Raw genomic sequence first — 18610 nt, 5'->3', positions numbered from 1 at the left:
TCAATCGATTGTTATGCTGAAATCATTTAGCATCATTTCAGCGGGCGCCGGGAGTGGCCAGTTCAGTAATCAGTCGAAATGACGCCGAAATATCGTCTATCTGATATTGCGGTTGCAGTTGGATGGTGCAGCCAAACACACCCGGCTGCCCCGGCTTTTCGCGCACACTAACTGATGCGGCCAACAGCGGATATTTGGCGCGCACCTGCGGACTGACATCCAAATTACTATTGACGAACCGCGTGAGCCACTGCGTCAGCCGGTCCTCAATCTCTTCCGCCCGCCGAAACGCGCCGGTCATTTCGCGTCCCATCACTTTCACGAAATGGGCAAAGCGCGAGACGCAAACAATCGTGTTGAACTGAGCAGAAATCCGCGCATTCGCGTCAGCCCCCTCGCTATTATAGCGCTTGGCCGCTTGAATGCTGCGCGCCGAGCCCAATAACACATCGCCACCGAAATGAATTGTGCTGAGCGGCATCAGCCCAGCCTCAACCAAGCTGCGCTCCTGCCGGTCGGTCAGTGCAATCTCAAGCGCAAACCGACCAAGCCCGCGGCTCGGGTCGGTGCTGAATTCACCTTCTAGCGTATAATCGATCAGCCCGCCGCCGAGCCGATCCGTGTCATAGCCGCGCATGTCAGCCGGCCAGCCATAATGCGCCATCGAGCGCCCGACCATCGCCGCAACAGCATAGCCGGCATTGAACCAGACCATTTCCGCCGTGCTTTCGATCACCTCATGATAGCGCCATCCGCGTTCAGCCGGCACCATGTCGCGCCAGCCCAACCGCGCGCGCAAACGCGGCATTGCCAGGGCCAGAAAGCGCGTATCCTCGCGGGTGCGCAGGCTGCGCCAACGTTGAAATGAAATTTCGCTGAACGGCGCGACCGGGTCCGCGACCCCGGATAATTCTGCGAATTGATCCACGCCAAATAATCCCGGCGCCGCCCCAAGCACCATTGGTGCGAACGCCGCCGCCGCCACCGCGCTCAGATTATTGAGAGCGGCAATATCATCCTGCGGCGCCCCCGGACCGGGCCGATGCCGCACCTCGTAATCAAGCACCAGCAACCCAAACGGCTCACCACCGGCAATGCCGAATTCATCCTCATAGACCCGACGAAATAAATTGCTCTGATCAAATTCGGGCGCTCGCTCTAGATCACGGCAAATTTCGGCCCAGCTGACGGGCAGAATTTTCAATTTCAGCCGTTGATTGGGATCGGTTTGGTCAATCAGCCAGCGCAATCCAAGCCAACTTCCCTCCAAATGCAAAAGGCGCGGATGATGCAAAATTGCATCGATTTGCGCCGAAATCAGCGTATCGATCCAAACAATGTCACGCTCGATTAACGCGCGCCGCAAGTCCGGTTCCACGGCGCCATCGGCACCAAACCACAAATCGGTACTCCCGCGCAGCGGGGCTGCGATGAAGGCAGCCAGCTTTGCGGCTCGCTCCCGATGGCCAGCGCCAAAAAACTGGCCGGACCGAACCGCATCGCGCGCGCCGAAATCCGGTGCGCGCGATGCGGTTGATCCGGCTTCTGGCTGGTTCAAGCCCGACATTGGCGGGTCGAACTCCTCGATGCTGCGATCAGGCCTTCTCAGGAATCCGCGCAACCATGCGCATCGAGGTGGTCAATTCCTCCATCTGCAACCAGGGCCGCATATAGGCCACCGCGTTGTAGGAGCCTGGTTTGCCTGGAATTTCTTTCACCTCGACCCGAGCCTCACGCAGCGGATATTTAGCCTTGGTCTCCGGTCCGATATCCGGGTTCGAGTTGACATAATTGCTGATCCACCGGTTGAGCCAAGCCTCGGTGTTCGAGGCTTCCATGAACGATCCGATTTTATCGCGCGCCATCACTTTCAGAAAATGTGCAAACCGGCTGGTCGCCATGATATAGGGCAACCGCGCCGATATCGCCGCATTCGCTGTCGCGTCTGGCCGGTCATATTTCTTGGGCTTTTGGGCCGTCTGTGCGCCGAAAAACACCGCATAATCGGTATTTTTATAGTGGCAGAGCGGCAAAAATCCAAGATTGGAAAGCTCGAACTCGCGCCGATCGGTGATGCCAATCTCGGTTGGGCATTTCGCGTCCATATCGCCGTCATCGGATTGGAACACATGGAACGGCAGATTTTCAACCTTACCGCCGCCTTCCGCGCCACGGATCGCGGTGCAGAAGCCGTTCTCTGAGAATGAATTGGTCAAACGAACGCCCATCGCAAATGCGGCATTCATCCAGCAATAATCATGATGATCCATTGCCCGCGCATTGCCCGCCGCATCATACGGTGCTTCTTCGTAATTAAACTCCTCAATCGGCTTGGTCGCACTGCCATAGGGAACGCGCGCCAAGGTGCGCGGCATGACCAATGAGACGAACCGGCTATCCTCGGTATCGCGGAACCCACGCCATTTTGCATATTCGGCGGTATCGAAAATCTTCGCAAGATCGCGCGGTTTAGATAATTCCGACCAGTCCGAGAAGCCAAACATGCCAGCCCCGGCCGCCGAAATAAACGGCGCAAAGGACGCCGCTGCGACATTCGAGATCAGGCGCAAGCTCTCGACATCATCAGGATGATGCGTCCATTCATAATCGCCGACCAATGCCGCATAAGGTTCGCCGCCCGGCGAGCCAAACTCATTCTCGTAGATTTTCTTGAACAACGTGCTCTGATCGAACTCGATCGCCTTGGTCAAATCGCGATTAAGCTCTTTCTTGGACATGTTCAGCAGTTTGAGCTTCAGCCCGGTGCCGGTCTCAGAGTTCATCACCAAATGATGCAGGCCCCGCCAGCTTCCTTCCAATTTCAAGAATTTCGGATCATGGATCACCGCATTCAACTGGGTGGATAGTCGCTGGTCGATCACGGCAATGGCGCGATCAATCGTGCGGGTCAAATTCTTATCAAATGTAACGGTGCCGCTGAGCGCCTGCTCGACCAGCGCCTTGACCAGATCCTGCGCCCGATCCGGCTCCGTTTGCTTGGTCGCGGAGACAACCTGATCGAGTAGGCTAAAACCTTCTTCCGTCGTCGTGGTGGCACCAGCCGCCGGGCCGGCAGATTGAGCGTCAGACATGGATCATGCGTCCTTTTGACCGAGGCCGAGTTGGTCGGAAAGCGATTTGAGTTCCGCATCGTTCTGGAGCACTTTTTCGAGCAAACCTTCCAGCTCGTCAGACCGATCCGCTTTGCTCAATAAATCCCGTAATTTATTGCGGGTCTCCAGCAGCGATTTGAGGGCAGGGACCTGCTCGATCACCCGGCCTGGCTCAAAATCATCGATCGAATTGAAAGCCAGATTGACCGCCATCTGACTGCCATCGCCAGCCAGCGTGTTGTCAACTTTGAGCTTCAGGCCCGGTGCGATCCGCGCCATCACATCGTTGAAATTATCGCGATCAATTTGCACAAATTTACGTTCGGCGAGCGGTTTGAGCGGTTGCGTCGGGTCGCCCGAGAAATCGCCCATCACCCCCATCACGAACGGCAACTCTCGCTCGATTTGTGCGCCTTCGGTCTCGACTTCATACGTAATATGCACGCGCGGCTTACGAACCCGCTTCAATTTGTCATGAATACTTCCGCTCATCAATTTTCTCCCCAATAACGATATATGGCAGTCCCGTGAACGTCACACAACCGAATATGCTTCGCGATCAATTCGCAAAGCCACGCCATTCTTGATCAATCTCCATACAGAATAACGCCAACTTTACGAAGCGGTCAATCACTGATCCAGCAGCGCAAACCAAATGACGCCGCACGCTGCCCATGCCAATCCAACCCCCAACCCCGCGATTCCTGCTATTCGGGACGAATGCCGAGCGGGATCAGCAGCGCGGCCCTCGATTGTTCATCGGGTATCAAATCGATCAGCAATTCATTCCAGCTCAACCGGGCGCGCCGCACCGCCTCATCAAGGGTCATCGAGATCGGCGATTGCGGCTCATTGCGCCGAAAATAGTCCGCAATCTGATGAAGTTGCCGCAAAGCCTCCTCGCGGTTGCGCGGCGCACCAGCCAGCCCCGACCCCTGCCCCCGCGGCTCGCCGCCGCCGGCCAGTCCTGGATCAGCGCGATCCATCAAGTCGCCCGCCAGATCATCCTGATCATCGCCAGCGCGGGCGCTGACCGGCGCATAACGGCGGGCGATTGCGATGATTTGGTCGAGCACCGAAGTCGCACGTGACAGGCTCGGCGCATCCGCCCCGGCGGCTTGGGTGAGGCATTCATCCAGGGCGCACCATGCGTTCAGAGCGGTCTGCGCCGCGTTCAACAGCGTGGCAAAATGCGCACTACCCGCAAGGCGCGCCTCATTTTCCAGGTCAGCGAGCACCGGCGCGCCGTTGGCGATCATGTCGTCGCGTCTTGTCTCATCGCCAATTCCGGCAACCGTCTCGGCCTGCTGATAAATGAACAGCAACGCCGGAGACCCATCGGCGCGCTCAAATAATTGGGTCTTGCGCAAGGGTTGGATCAACGTGCCATCGCCGCCTTCGCCGCTCAATCCTGCTATCGGCGCGACACGCGTGCTGATGCCGTCCTCATCAGGCATCGGATAGAGTAGGTCCCAATAATTTTCGACCATCCGTTGCAATAAAATCGCGCAATCGCGCAGGCCCGCCAAACCCTCCAGCCGCACCAGCGCCTCAGTTAGCCAGGACGCGACCTCCAAATCCTTGGCCTGACTCGCCAGAATTTCAGTCGCCAACCGAGCAACATCGCGCCAATGACGGCCGGCTTCATTGTCAGCGCTGGGGTCAGCATCTGCGGCGCGTTCCGCTGCGCGCGCATCCGACCGCGCATCTCTCAGCTTGTAATAAAGTGATTGCGGTGAATAATCGTCACGAAGATCACTCCCCGTCGGTGCATCGTCACGGATTGGCGCCAATAATTTATCAAGATCAACTGTTCCCGACATGGTCACCCCAAAATCCTCAACAATCATTTGTGACGCTGATATGACCGTCCGCGCCGGATGGCGCATCGCCGAACCGCCCGTTATCCGATCATAATTCGATATGGACCCGCTTTGCAATGCCGCTGCGCGACAGAACCACGTGACGCGTATCACAAAAACCGCCGGTTCTGACTTGTGCGGGTTGGCAATATTCGGCTAACTAGCGTGGCGGCAGATACGGTTGCGTGCAGCGACCGGGCCTGCCTACTCTATTTCAGACGGGGCGAGGAAATTCATGGCGGCAATCGACCTCAAATCCCTCATTGGTCGTCTTGACGATCATTGCAGGCGCGCTCTCGAAGCCGCTGCGGGGCTGACCCTGTCGCGCAGCCATTACAATGTCGAAATTGAGCATTGGTTGGCCAAACTCGCCGACGGCACCGATACTGACATTCCGATTTTGCTGCGTCATTATGATGTCGATCATGGCCGATTTTTAATCGATCTCAATCGCGGGCTGGATAAAATGAAAACCGGCAATGCCCGTGCGCCGGCGCTCTCACCCGAAATCGTTGAACTCGCCAAGCAAGCCTGGCTGCTTGCCTCGATTGAGCATGGTCTCACCCGCGCGCGCTCGGGCCATATTCTCTGGGCGCTGCTCGCCGATGAAACTTTGGCCCGTCGCGCGCGTGAGGCCTCAAGCCAGCTTGCCAAAATCCCGGTCGATGCCCTCAAGCGTGATTTGTTATCCATCACCAGCGCGAGCATCGAGGCGCAAACCGCAACCCTGGCCGCTGACGGTGCGCCGAGCACTGGCGGTGATGGGGAAGGGGCGCCGCGCCCCGGTGGCTCCGGCGCGCTTGACCAGTTTACCGAAGATTTGACCGCTCGGGCGCGGGCCGGCAAGATCGATCCGATCCTCGGTCGCGATTTCGAAATTCGCCAAGCGATCGATATTCTCACCCGCCGCCGTCAAAATAATCCGATCATGACCGGTGAGGCCGGCGTCGGCAAAACCGCCGTGGTCGAAGGTCTTGCACTGAAAATCGCCGAAGGGGACGTGCCGGACGCGCTGAAGCACGTCACCATCCGCACACTCGATATGGCGCTGCTGCAAGCGGGTGCCGGCGTGAAAGGCGAGTTTGAAAATCGCCTCAAATCGGTGATCGAGGAGGTAAAATCCTCGCCCAAGCCAATCATTTTGTTTATCGATGAAGCCCATACCCTGATTGGCGCAGGAGGTCAGGCCGGCCAGAACGACGCCGCTAATCTGCTTAAACCCGCTCTCGCGCGCGGCGAGTTACGCACCATCGCCGCGACCACCTGGGCCGAATATAAAAAATATTTCGAGCGCGATGCGGCGCTCACACGCCGGTTCCAAGTCATCAAAGTCGAAGAGCCGCCCGAACCGATGGCTATCGCGATGATCCGGGGTTTGGTTGGCACGCTGGAAAAGCACCATAAAGTGCGGATTCTCGATGAAGCGGTGGTCGATGCCGTGCGGCTCTCGGCGCGTTTCATCCCCTCGCGGCAACTGCCCGATAAAGCGATCAGCCTGATCGATACGGCTTGCGCGCGCGTCGCCATGAGCCAAGCCTCGGTGCCGGCACCGATTGAGGACCGCAAACGCCGGATCAGCCTGATTGATACCGAAATGGGTATTTTGCGCCGCGAAGCCGCCACCGGTGCCAATCATGCCGTGCGTGAAGCCGAGTTGCTCGAAGAACGCGCCACCGTGATTACCGAGCTGGAATCATTGGAATCGCGCTTCATCGAGGAAAAGCAGCTCGCTGGCGAAATCCGCGATCTGCGGGTTGCGCTGGAAACCCCTGCCGATGATGCGGATCTCGATCAGTTGCGCGCCGATCTCGCCGAGCGCAATGCCCGCTTCAAAACCCTGCAGGGCGAACATCCCCTGATCTTTCCGGTGGTCGATGGTCAGGCCGTTGCCGAAATCGTCGAAGGCTGGACTGGCATTCCCGCGGGCAAAATGCAGTCTGACGAAATCCGCACGGTGCTTGATTTGAAGGCCGCCATGGAGCGGCGCATCATTGGGCAACCCCACGCGCTCGACGCCGTCGCCCAGGCCATCCGCACCTCGCGCGCCAAACTCACCGATCCCCGCAAGCCCATCGGCGTGTTCTTGATGGTCGGCACCTCAGGCACCGGCAAGACCGAAACCGCCCTGACCTTGGCGGAATTGCTCTATGGTGGCGAGCAAAACCTCACCACCATCAACATGACCGAGTTCAAAGAAGAACATAAAGTCTCGCTGCTCATGGGCAGTCCGCCTGGCTATGTTGGTTATGGCGAAGGCGGCGTGCTGACCGAGGCGGTGCGTCGGCGGCCTTACTCGGTTATTTTGCTGGATGAAATGGAAAAAGCGCATCCCGGCGTGCAGGATGTGTTCTTTCAGGTGTTCGATAAGGGCAATATGAAAGATGGTGAGGGGCGCGATATCGATTTCAAAAATACCGTCATCATCATGACCTCCAATGCCGGCACTGACCTGATCGATAAGCTGTTCGCCGACCCGGAAACCGCTCCAGACGCCACTGGCCTCGCCGAAGCGTTGCGCCCGGAATTGCTCAAATATTTCAAGCCAGCTTTTCTCGGACGGGTCACCTTGGTGCCCTATTTCCCATTATCGGACAGCGTGATCAGAATGATCGTCGAGCTGCAACTCAAGCGCATTGGCGCGCGGGTGCGCTCGTCCTACAAAGCGACGTTCCATTACGACCCCGCTTTGGTCGATCTGATCGCCGCGCGCTGCAAAGAGAGCGCCTCTGGCGCGCGCAATGTCGAAAATATTTTGTCGCGAACCTTACTGCCGGAATTATCGGCTGAAGTCCTTTCGCGGCTCGCAGAAGGCAACGCGGTGACGCGCGTGTCGGTCGCAGCAGACGCGGAGGGTGCGTTTCGCTACGAAGTCAGTTAAACTCTAACATTCACACAGCAGGAGAACGACTATGTCGATCTATATGAAATTTGGTGACATCAAGGGCGAAGTCACCTCTGACGGCTATAAAGACCATATCGAGATCATGTCGATGAGTTTTGGTGCCAACCGACCGATTTCGATGAGTGCCACCGGCGGGTCCGACAAGCGCGAATCCGGCCGTCCGAATCTCAGCGAAATCAGCGTCATGAAATATGTTGATGGAACGTCACGGGCGTTGTTTCAGGACAATTTGGTTGGCGCCATGGGCTCCAAAGTCGAGATCAAAATGACCCGGACCAAGCCCGATGGCGGTGAACAGGAATATCTGGTGTTGACCCTCACCAACGGCGCCGTCTCAAGCTACCAACTGTCCGACTCAGCGGGCAGTGACCGCGGCACCGAGTCGCTATCCATCGCTTATACCAAAATTGAATATAAATATACGTCCTATGACGAAGCGGGCAAAACCCCGAAACCCGACACTGTCACCTACGACCTCACCACCGTCAAAAAGACCTAAACCGTTCAGGTTCCCACGGTCGAGACAAAAGCCCGGTCCCCGTGACCGGGCTTTTTTATTGCTTAACTTTTTTATCGCTTTGTTTTTATTACTCAGTCAGCCGCAATTTCCACGGCAACCACCGTTACATTGTCATTCACGTGGCGCGCCAAGGCTGCCCCGATCAATAATTCCGCTGGCGATGCGCCGCGCGGCGCGCCTAACAAAGCTTCAATTTCGGTCTCGGATAAGGTTTTCGATAAGCCATCCGAGCACAGCAAGAAGCGATCGCCAGGCTCAATCGCGCCAATTACCTTATCGATTTCAACCTCGTCCGTATCAATCCCAATCGCACGGGTAATCACATTCGATTGCGGATGATGCTCCGCCTCCTCTGGGGTAATCCGCCCCAACTCCACCAATTCCTGCACGAGCGAATGATCCCGATTAATCTGGGTCAAGGCACCGCCGCGCAGCAAATAGGCGCGCGAATCCCCGGCCCAAAGGCAGGCAAAATGCTGATCGCGCAAAATCAGCGCAATCACCGTCGAGGCAATCATCGTGTCCGCCCCGCGCGCTTGCGCTTCCGCCCGCAACGCCCGATGGGTTTGCGCCAATCGCGCCCGCACCGCATTCAGCAATTCGGTCGCGCTCAACCCCGGTTCAATCTGGTCCAACGCGCTCACAATCATGCCGGACGCCAACTCGCCGGCCTGGTGCCCGCCCGCACCATCCGCGACCACCCAAAGCCCCAAATCAGCCCGCGCCAACAGCGCATCCTCATTATGGCGGCGCACGGCGCCAACATGGGTCATCGCCCAATCGGTCAATCGCGGGATCATGAAACAACGCGCTCCGCATCCGAAATCATCGCGGCAAAATCCTGCGCGTTGGGCAAGCCGGTCCAATCTTCATGCGACGCCGCGCGATACGGCCCGCCCTCGGTCCACCAACCTTGCACGGTCAAAGTCCGATCCGCAAAATCGCCGCGCAACCCTGCCGCCAAAACGTCCGGCGGGTGGTCCTCGGTGATCGCGGCAACGGCTTGATCGACCGCTGACTCCAGCCAAATGCCGCCTCCCTCGAGCGCCAAAGGATCGGCAGCTCCCGCCAGCACGAACAAGGGAAATTGTCGCCCGACCCGATCAATGCTCGGCAAAAATGCGCCAATAAGCGCGTCACGCCCGCAAATCCCGGCTGGGAGTCGAAACCGCCAAATCGGCGCCGCCATCCACCGTTCAGTCCAACGCGCGCTCAACGCCGCACGCCCGGCATGTAAAGATTCGCGCGCCCATCGGTCCCACGCATCCACGCAGGCGCGCGGAATTGCATCCACGATAAAATCCCCCCGGCTGGGTAGCTTGCCATAAAACCCAATAAAATCAGGCTTAAACACGACGATCACCCGCCCAGGCTCGGGCAGCGAAACCCGCTCAACACGCCCGGCGTGAATGGGTTGAACACCGACCCGGCGGTGACCACGAAGGTCGCCTCCAACCCGTTCTGCTCAAACACCAACCGATATTGGTCCGATGAGCCATCCTCCGTCAGTGACGCTTGGTTAAATAGTCGAAACAGCGCCCATGGCCCGCTGGCCTGGAACGTCACCGGCGCACCACCATTGCTCGGCGTGATGGTCAACATCGCCGTCGGCATGCCATTTGGCCCCGGCCAAGTGATTTGCGTCGGCACTTCCGGCCCATGCGCATAGGTGATGCCAATACTGCCCAATTGCAAAACCGCTTGCGAGGCCGCCGAACTCAAGCCGCCCGGCGTGATGGTGAATTGCACACTCGGTGTTGCCCCGGCGCTGAAGAAGATCTGTTGAATTTCCTCCGCACGCTGAAACTCCGCCACCGCCCCCTGACTAACGGGCGGTGCGATGCCATTCACCGTCTGCACCATCCAGGTTCGCCCGGTCATGTTCACAAAAGGCCGCACCTGGGTATTGAAAAAACTATCCATGGCGCCGCCCGGTGCAAATAAATGGGCAAAATCCGCCAGCGGCACATCCTGCGCCGAGGCGCTATTGAACGGGTAACGCCCCGCCACAGCGGCCTGACAAAGCTGTGCGGCCCCGCCGGGTGCATTGAAGGCTGCGGCGGCGGAGGCTGCGGCGCTGCCACCGCGCAGCCCATCGGCATTGGCGGTAATCGCCTGTAACCAGCGCCGCACCGGCTGCGGATCATGAGCCGCTTCGCCCGCGAGCAGCGAAACCGCATCACCTCCGGCGGCCGGTGCGGCCGGGCCGCCAGAGCCAGGGGCGGCCGAAGCAATCGCGGCTAATTGTTGCTGCACCTGATTGAGTAATTGCAAGGTCAAACCAATTGGCGCTGAAGGCCCGTTGACGAAATGGCGCAGCGGCGCGAAGGCCGCATTTACCACAGCACCGGGCGGTGGTGCGTTTTCAGTCGCCGCTGGCCCGCCAATCAAGCCTTTGAGCCGCGAGGCCGCTGCGTTCACCGCCGCCAATTTCGCGGGCGCCTTCACGCCAGGTGCGGCTTTGGGCAATTTCGGTGCCTGGGTCAGGGTCAATTGCCGCGCCATCGAGGCGAGCAATAATTTCATCGGTGATTGCGGTGAGCTTAAAATATACAGGCTCTGCACGCTTTGCCCCGCCGTTCCCAACGGCGCCAAATTCAAATCCGCAATCATCGCGCGCCACTGGGCGATGTAATGCTGCTGGTAAATCCCAATTACCCCATCTTCCAATGATTGCAGTTGCGGCGAGTTCGGCGTGATGCTCTCTTGATGGCCCAGCACCCAACTTTCGCGCGCCACATCCTGGCTGACATGGCCCAGCGCGGGCAGCAAAACCGTATAAAACCCGCGCACCGTGTAGAAACCAGGAATTCCCTGCGTCAACGGCTTGCCGGACGCCCGCACGAATAACGGCGCGCCTGCAGCGCCCAGCGCACCCGCCGGGGTCCAGGCCGGCACGCGCCCTGCCGCCGCCGAATCCCTAATCCGCGAATAAACCCGCTCCGCCAGCGGCACCCGGCTGAAAGTGGTGCGGGCCGTCTCGATCAGCGCGCCATCAAGCGGCACATTCGGCAAGGGCCGCGCCAACAGATCGGTAAGATTTTGCATCAGCGACGCCCGCAAATCCTGGTTCGCCGGCCCCGGATAGAGGCGCTGCCAATCAAGCTTCATCCAGGCTTCAATCAGCGGCGCATCCAAAGGCCCGCGATTGCCCAGCATCAAATAAACCCGCGTCGCCTGATATAAAAACTCGGGCCGGTTCAGCGCCCCGCGCATTTCCGCTTCAAGCTGCAAAATCAAGCGCGGCAACATCGCCCGATCCAGCGCGCCCCGATACACGCTCACCGCCGCCTGATGCAGCGTCGCTCCCTGATCAAGTCCCAAACCAGCAAAGCCTGCCGGTTGCGCCTGATTGGCGAGGGCGCGCGCCTGCGCCAATAACGGCGCAATCGGCGTTAAATCCGCACTCGCCACCGGATTAAGCGCAATGGTTTTGGCCGTGTGTTGCTCTGCGTCAATCGCCTGGTGCAACCGGGCCACCGCCGCCGCATTATGCGCATGACTAACCAACAGCCCCATCAGGGCCAGGGCAACAACCAGCCCCACCCCGGCATAACTGCCAAGCCGCATCAGCAACCGTCGGCGCACCGCAGCCGGGTTGGCGCTCGCGAGCATGGCCTCGTTGAAAATCACCTCGCGCAGCAAGCGCCCCAGGAAATAACTGCGCCCGGTTTGAGGCCGCAAGCTCGGTGCGCGCCGTTGATCGATGCCAAAAGCCCGCGAGAGCGCGCCGGTCAGCCGGTCAATCGGCGTACCATCCTGGGTTCCCGAACTGAAATAAACCCCCCGCAGCCACGGGGCTGGGTCCAATGTCGACCCCGCGAATGTCTCGGTCAAAAATGCCGTCAACGGCTCTTCCAAACTCGAGATTTGCGCGGGGAACCCGGCAATCAGCGCCCGCCGATCCGGGCTGCGCTCGCCCTGTAACCGATCAATCAAACGCTGATCCAACCGTTCACCTAATGCGCGGAACGCCTCGGCAAATCCCGCCACTGTTCCTTGCGGCGTCGCCAGATTGGCAAAGCTGGTGCCCCAAACCTGCGCGCGGGCGGTCGCGTCGAGATCATCGAAAAATTCGGTAAAACCGGCCATCAAATCAAGCTTGGTCAGCACCGCATAGACCGGTACCCGCACACCCAGCCGCGTGGTAATTTCCTTAATCCGCGCCCGGATCGCGCGGGCATGGCCGGTTCGTGTCGCTTGATCAGCACCCGCAATATCCGCAATCGAGATCGCGACAATCACACCATTGAGCGGTTGGCGCTCACGGGTGCGCTTGAGCAAATCAAGAAACCCAAGCCATCCCGCCTGATCGACGGCTGCATCCGAATCTTGCGTGGTGTAGCGCCCCGCCGTATCAATCAGCACCGCCTCGTCGGTAAACCACCAATCGCAGAGCCGCGTGCCGCCAACCCCGGCCACTGCCCCCTGGCCCAACTCGGCGGCCAGCGGAAATTTCAGCCCCGCATTGAGCAAAGCCGTGGTTTTGCCTGCCCCCGGCGGCCCAATAATCACATACCAAGGCTGCTCGTATAAATAGCCCCGCGTGCCCCGCGCCCGCCGCAGCAAATTCAACGCAGTGCTCAGCTTCGCCGACAAGGCGGCTACTTCCTCGGCCCGCGCCGTAGCACCCGTATCCGCTGCCGCAACACCCGCCGCTAACGCCGCATCGCGTTTGCGCCGACGGTGATCGAGCCACAAATTAATACCAAGCCAAATCGCCAGCAGCACCAGTATCAGCACTAGCCGGATTACCAACCCGGCCAAGGCCGGAATGAACGGCCCAAAAAACCAGATCAAAGCCGCCAGAATCGCCACACCAACAAAGCTCAGCACCCAGCGCGACAGCAGGAACGAACCAATTTTCTTCATGATGCCGCTCCGCGCTCCAGCACAATTTCAATTCGCCGGTTCTGCGCGCGCCCTTGCGGCGTCGTGTTCGGCGCAATCGGATCGGCCGCACCGCGTCCGACGGCGGTGATCCGGCTTTGGTCCCCAATCGAGCGATCCAGCAACGCAGCCGCCGCCTTGGCCCGATCTTGCGACAGCACTAAATTATTCGGAAATTGCAACGTATGGATTGGCTGGTTATCGGTGTAACCAATCACCTGCACTTGGCCTTTTTCACGCGCCAGGGCTTGGCCAATCTTGATCAGTAACGGCACGGCAGTTGTCTCGACCGAGGCACTGCCCGAGCCGAATAAGCCTTGATTGTTAATCCGCACGATCGGCGCATTGATCGTGCCCAGCACGGAAACCTTACCCGCCGCAATCTCGGGCGCCAGAAAGCCGCGCAACCGGTCCAACACCGTTGGTCCCGCGAGCACCGGCGGCGGCGGCGCAATCACCGGGCCGCTGCGCAATATTTCGGGCATCGCCGCCGGCCGGGCGGCCAGCGCGTCAGCATAAACCTCGCCCGAACGGCGCCCCAGCGAAAACGATAGCAGCGCAAAGGTCAGCGCGACAATCCCCAACCCCGCCACCGCCACCACCCAAACCGGCACCACCAAGCCACGGGGCCGATAGGGTGCTGCAACCCCTTGCCATTGCGGTGAAAGCCCCGGATCACCGGGCGGGCTTTGCCTGCGAATAATCGCATACGTATCCTCGCGCAGCCGATCAATTTCAGCGGGTCCGCGCGGACTTAGCCGATAGCGACCCATATAACCCAGCGACAAGCAGAAATACATCAACTCCAGAACCGGCAAAAACACCCCAGGATTCTGTTTGATCTGATTGAGGTAATCAAAAAATCGCTCGCCCGATTGAACTTCCTGATGAAATGTTGACACCAAAGATCGCGCCGCCCAGCCCCCTTGGCTGCCCCAAGGCGTGGCCAACACCACGTCATCCAAACTCGCGCATAGTGCATAATGTGCCGGACGCAATTGATCGATCGGCATATTGGCTTGTCGGCAGGTTGCCTCAAACCGGCGCAATTCGGCAACCGCGCGTTCGCGCAAATCGCCCGAATCCGGCGCATTCAGCGTATTGCGCAGCCGTGCCAGCAATTGCAGCAACGGTGCCGCGGCGCGGATCAATAGCGACCCACCCATCGCCACCCGCTCCGGCCCCATCGTGGCGGCCCCCGCACCGGCCCCCGCACCGGCCCCCGCGTTGGCCATCGGCGCCGGGCTCGCAGGTGCCGCGGCAAACGGCGAGGCCGGTGGTGGTGCGCCGCGCCGCCCGCCCGGTGCCGGACGGATCACGGTCTTATCGGAATCATCTGGCTCGGAAAACGGATTATCACTCATCGCAGAACCACCTTTCCCAATCGCACAGCCTTATCGTCGCGCCCAATCTCAGCCGCGTATCGCCCAAAGCTCCAGCTTGAGCCCCGGAAAATCGCCCGAGACATGCAAGGCAAAGCCGCCGGAATTTTGCATATATTGCCAGTGGGGCGAATTCCGATCGAGTTCGAAATAGCTGGCCCCCGCGTAGAACGGGATTTGCCGGGGTGCCACCGGCATGGGTCGCACCGCAATGCCTGGCAGCGCGACATTCACCAATTCCCTGATCTGCTCGACCGCGCCAATTTTTACCTGCGCTGGAAATAACCGCCGCAGCGTTTCGCTCGGCACATCCGCCTGCACCGTCAGCACGAAATTCGCCGCCCGCAAAATCGACCGATCGGTGATCGGCCCGACATGCACGCCATGACGCCGCTCTTGTAGCGGAATCGCAATCGCATTCTGCTCGATCACCGTTGATAATGTGCGCCGCAAATCGGCAATCACCGGGGCAAAGCTGCGCTGCAAATCCTCATGCCGATACCCCGGATAACTATTGGGCCGCCGGGTCGCTTCGGTAAAAGTGGCGAATTCCGCTGCCATCTCGACAAAGGCCGAATAGAGCGTCTCCGGATGCAGATTGGCTGCATCAGCCCAATGCTGCAACAAAGCCTGCCAACGATTAATCGCTTGCAGCAACATAAAATCAGATACTTCCGCAACGCCCCGGGTGCCCGGCGCATTCAACCGTGCCGCCAGCGCCTCGCCGCGCTGATGGATCATCCCCGAAAATTCGGTGATGAACCCAGCCAAAGGAGCCGCCGCGTAACAAACCAGCGCCGGCGGTATCCACCGATCATCCAGCACCACTCGCCGATCCGACGTCACTTCATTAATCCGCGCCAAGGGAATGCACAAATACCCAGCCCGATCCTCGCTATCGAGCATATAGCGCAGCTTTAATTTGCCGATAATCAACTCCGCTGCCTCGGGTGATGCGGAATGCGTATCAAACGCCTCGAACCGCGCCGCATGATAGCGCCCCTCGGTGCTGCCATCCTCGGCGGCGATTTCCGGCGCACCTGGCTGGCGGATCGGCAACGCCAGATGCACCAGCATCGCCCGCACATTATCCGCAAGCTCCAGCGGAGCCGGGTGATCGGCCTCCCCCGGCAATAAAAACGGCGTTCCATCTTCAAACACACCGGCGGCCTCAGCCAGCGCAAATCGCCCCGTCGCTAACAAATCCCGGTCAATATTGATCCGCGTCAGACCCCACGGATGAGGCCGCAAGGCTGCAACCCGCCCGCGCAGTAATGATTCCAGCCAGCGATCCTGCTGCTGGAAATGCTGCGAGCGTAAAAACATGCCCTCCTGCCAAACAACACGTCCCGTCCATGTCATGACTGGCCCCGCTTCTGCGATATCGATACGATCTGAGTTTGGTGCGCCCACCGCAATGACTGGATCATCGCTTCGACAACATCGCCTTTATTCCGCTTATTCGCAAGACCGCCCGATTGACCTTGTGCGCCTTGATCGGCAGCACCACCCGCCACTGCGCCTGTTCGATCTGCCTGAAAAACACGGCAATCCCAACAAACTGCGTCGTCGGCGCCAATTTCCGATCAACCGTGACCCTCTGCCCTGGTGCGACGATCAATTGCCCCATCGGCGCGGTCAGTGTGCTGCCCAATAAACCGCTCGCATTGGACAGCAAGGCCAGCGGTGTTGCCGCATTGAAAGCGCCACTGTCGGAGAGCTGAAAAATCTCAATCGAAACCGGTGCGGCGGGGCCAGCATTGTCTGGGTTTTGATGAGCCCCGCCGATCACCTTCAGCGCGAGTGACGCGGCCCGCTTCGGGCCCGCCGCACAACCGTCCAAAACCAGCGGCAACAGCAGCGGGGCTGAGAGCATAAAATGCCGTCGCAGGATCATCGGATTATCACTCCCTTAGGCCTCGCGCGATTCTGCGTCGCGCAAGGCAGCTTCATAAGCCCGTGCAAAGGCCCGGCCAAACACGCTATCGAAATCATCAGCCAAGGCCGCCGCAATTTCCCCATAGCGCGTCTCAAACAGGTCAAAAGCCCGCGCCCGTTTCTGGGCAGCCAGCATGGTGCGCCCCGCCGCATCGGCCTCGGCGCGAAACAGCTCCGGGCTCAATCGTTCCAGCAAAGCGCGCACCGCCGATTGCATCGCGGCCATGGTCGCGATCTCATGGAGCCGAATATCCCGCAACGCATCGGCAACCGCCGCCGCCGGTGTCACATCCGTGCGCCGCCCGGTGCCTAACAAGGCGCTCAGCGCGTCATCATCATCGGCAGAGAATTTCAACGGATTATTGCCGCGCGCACGGATCATCGTTTGTTCGATCCGAAATTCGCCCTTCACCGCGGCCCGCGCGATCATCGCTTGACGCAGCCCGCTGACCGTCGCGCGGAACGCCGCTCCCAAGGCGCGCATCGCCGCATCAGGATCGGCGGGCCGATCGATCGGCCGTTCACGCGGCAAATTTGCGCCGGCAAGAAACGCATCCATCAAATCATGCAGACCGGCGCCCTGAGTCGGTGCCGCCGGCTGGGCAACGGGCGGCGGCGCAACGGGCGGCGGCGCGACGGGTGATGATGCGACAGGCTGGGAAGCAACAGGCGCAACCGGCGAAAGCGGTTCGGCAAAAGGATCGGGCAAATCCGGCGCCAAAGGCACCATCGGCGGTGTCAGACTAGGCTGTGGACCCGGCGCCAGACCAAGGTCCAAATCCCAATCATCCGGCAAAACACGCGGTGCAATCGGCGGCGGGCGAAACGCATCGCTCTGGCTCGGCGTGTGATCTGGTTGGGTGGCTTGACCAAACCCAGCGCTCACCGGCGGCGCACCAAACCCGCCGCCAAATGGATCAGGCTGCGGCATGGCAATATGGTCGGCCTGATCGAACGGCGAGGCGCCAAAGCCCGGATCACCAAACCCCGTTGATCGCGCAGGCGGCGGCGCTGGGGTGGCGAACGGATCATCGCCAAACGGATCATCAAACCGGGCGGGCGCCGCGCCACCACCCTGACCAAAGCGCGGCTGGTTGGCGAGCCTGACTTCAACTTCATACGCCCCCAGCCGCAGCCGATCTCCATCCTCCAGCGTGCGCACAGAACCCGGGCCAACCGGCTCCGGCTCACGGTTGAGAAACGTGCCGTTGGTCGAGGTGTCAGCCAATTGCCAAACCCCGGCGCGAAACGCGATCACGCAATGGCGCTTGGACAAAACCCGGTCGGTATCAGCGAGCACCCAATCATTGTCCGGCCCCCGCCCAATCCGGAACTCCCCGCCCTCAATGGTGCGGGTTTGCGGCGGCACCGCATCCGGGCAGCGTAATATGCTCAAGGTTAAGGTCATGTCGCCTCCCTGCCAATCCGCCCACCGCCACCAGCGGCAATATCGCGTGCCGAGGCCAGAAAAAGCTGCAATCGCTCGGTCTGCCGTTCAGCACCACCCCGCACCGCTGCTAACGCCACCGCACCGGCAACCGCCAACCCGGTCAAATGCGCGCCCGGCGCCATCGGCGTGGTGCCGCGCGGCGAAATCGAAGCGCCAGACCAAAACGCCGCCACCGCCGCCCAGGCATGCGCGCTTTGAAACCCGGTCTCACCGGCCTGCTTATACGCCGCATAGCGCAAATCATCATCCTGCTTGCGCACCCAATCCGCCGCAATCTCGCGCGCTAGCCGATCTGCCTCCGTAATATCCACCGGCTCACTGTAATGCGCGCAAACGCAAGCCCACCAAACCGCCTCGCGCTTGGGCAAAGCATGGGCAAACAGCTTGCTGGCCTCCACCAGCTTTCCCGCCTCTTGCAATGTCGTGATCGCCAACTCAATACTGGCCCGCCGATCAATCAGCATATTGATCTCGGGCTGGAATTCGCACCGTCCGAGCGCCGTGGGCAGATCAATCTCGCCAAGCTTGCTTTGGGTGGACGCGCTCATCCGAT

The 18610-nt window shown here is 59.9% G+C and carries 14 protein-coding genes; 2 read left to right on the top strand and 12 right to left on the bottom strand.

From position 1 onward, the window contains the following. Positions 1-37: 37 nt before the first annotated feature. From tssC (ACYUCQ_RS11150) to tssA, 4 genes are all read right to left on the bottom strand, one after another. Entirely contained in the window at positions 38-1558 is a 1521-nt protein-coding gene (gene tssC, locus ACYUCQ_RS11150; RefSeq protein ID WP_460254601.1) for a type VI secretion system contractile sheath large subunit, read from the bottom strand. A gap of 37 nt (positions 1559-1595) precedes the next feature. After that, positions 1596-3092 carry a type VI secretion system contractile sheath large subunit gene (gene tssC / locus ACYUCQ_RS11145; RefSeq protein ID WP_460254600.1) on the bottom strand — a complete coding sequence of 499 codons (1497 nt, stop codon included), beginning with the start codon at positions 3090-3092 and terminating at the stop codon, positions 1596-1598. A 3-nt stretch (positions 3093-3095) separates the two neighbouring features. Beyond that, entirely contained in the window at positions 3096-3605 is a 510-nt protein-coding gene (gene tssB, locus ACYUCQ_RS11140) for a type VI secretion system contractile sheath small subunit (RefSeq protein WP_460254599.1), read from the bottom strand. 215 nt (positions 3606-3820) lie between these two features. After that, positions 3821-4963 carry a type VI secretion system protein TssA gene (gene tssA / locus ACYUCQ_RS11135; protein ID WP_460254598.1) on the bottom strand — a complete coding sequence of 381 codons (1143 nt, stop codon included), beginning with the start codon at positions 4961-4963 and terminating at the stop codon, positions 3821-3823. A 247-nt stretch (positions 4964-5210) separates the two neighbouring features. Between tssA and tssH the strand changes: the two genes are divergently transcribed. After that, positions 5211-7853, top strand: coding sequence for a type VI secretion system ATPase TssH (tssH, locus tag ACYUCQ_RS11130; RefSeq protein ID WP_460254597.1), 2643 nt, complete (start codon positions 5211-5213; stop codon positions 7851-7853). A 31-nt stretch (positions 7854-7884) separates the two neighbouring features. Further along, complete coding sequence (locus ACYUCQ_RS11125; RefSeq protein ID WP_460254596.1) at positions 7885-8376, top strand: Hcp family type VI secretion system effector; 492 nt, start codon at positions 7885-7887, stop codon at positions 8374-8376. Positions 8377-8468: 92 nt separating this feature from the next. Here the strand turns inward: ACYUCQ_RS11125 and ACYUCQ_RS11120 are convergent, their stop codons facing one another. From ACYUCQ_RS11120 to ACYUCQ_RS11085, 8 genes are all read right to left on the bottom strand, one after another. Next, a complete protein-coding gene (locus ACYUCQ_RS11120) occupies positions 8469-9197 on the bottom strand; it encodes a PP2C family protein-serine/threonine phosphatase (RefSeq protein ID WP_460254595.1) in 729 nt (242 codons plus the stop codon). Next, positions 9194-9751: a type VI secretion system-associated protein TagF gene (gene tagF / locus ACYUCQ_RS11115; RefSeq protein ID WP_460254594.1), complete on the bottom strand. Its 558-nt coding sequence runs from the start codon at positions 9749-9751 to the stop codon at positions 9194-9196. The genes ACYUCQ_RS11120 and tagF overlap by 4 nt, the downstream gene beginning before the upstream one ends. Positions 9752-9756: 5 nt before the next feature. Beyond that, the gene (gene tssM / locus ACYUCQ_RS11110; RefSeq protein WP_460254593.1) at positions 9757-13269 is read right to left on the bottom strand and encodes a type VI secretion system membrane subunit TssM; all 3513 of its coding nucleotides are present in this window, start codon (positions 13267-13269) and stop codon (positions 9757-9759) included. Further along, a complete protein-coding gene (gene tssL, locus ACYUCQ_RS11105) occupies positions 13266-14651 on the bottom strand; it encodes a type VI secretion system protein TssL, long form (protein ID WP_460254592.1) in 1386 nt (461 codons plus the stop codon). The genes tssM and tssL overlap by 4 nt, the downstream gene beginning before the upstream one ends. 48 nt (positions 14652-14699) lie before the next feature. After that, positions 14700-16031, bottom strand: coding sequence for a type VI secretion system baseplate subunit TssK (gene tssK / locus ACYUCQ_RS11100; RefSeq protein WP_460254591.1), 1332 nt, complete (start codon positions 16029-16031; stop codon positions 14700-14702). A gap of 64 nt (positions 16032-16095) precedes the next feature. Further along, the gene (gene tssJ / locus ACYUCQ_RS11095; protein ID WP_460254590.1) at positions 16096-16566 is read right to left on the bottom strand and encodes a type VI secretion system lipoprotein TssJ; all 471 of its coding nucleotides are present in this window, start codon (positions 16564-16566) and stop codon (positions 16096-16098) included. A 15-nt stretch (positions 16567-16581) separates the two neighbouring features. Continuing rightward, the gene (gene tagH / locus ACYUCQ_RS11090; protein ID WP_460254589.1) at positions 16582-18015 is read right to left on the bottom strand and encodes a type VI secretion system-associated FHA domain protein TagH; all 1434 of its coding nucleotides are present in this window, start codon (positions 18013-18015) and stop codon (positions 16582-16584) included. Continuing rightward, positions 18012-18605 carry a DUF6931 family protein gene (locus ACYUCQ_RS11085; protein WP_460254588.1) on the bottom strand — a complete coding sequence of 198 codons (594 nt, stop codon included), beginning with the start codon at positions 18603-18605 and terminating at the stop codon, positions 18012-18014. The genes tagH and ACYUCQ_RS11085 overlap by 4 nt, the downstream gene beginning before the upstream one ends. Positions 18606-18610: the final 5 nt, after the last annotated feature.

Source organism: Acidiphilium sp. MT5 (genome assembly GCF_054767495.1).
Note: the sequence above shows the minus strand (reverse complement) of the source record. Positions and strands in the feature narration are given on the sequence as shown.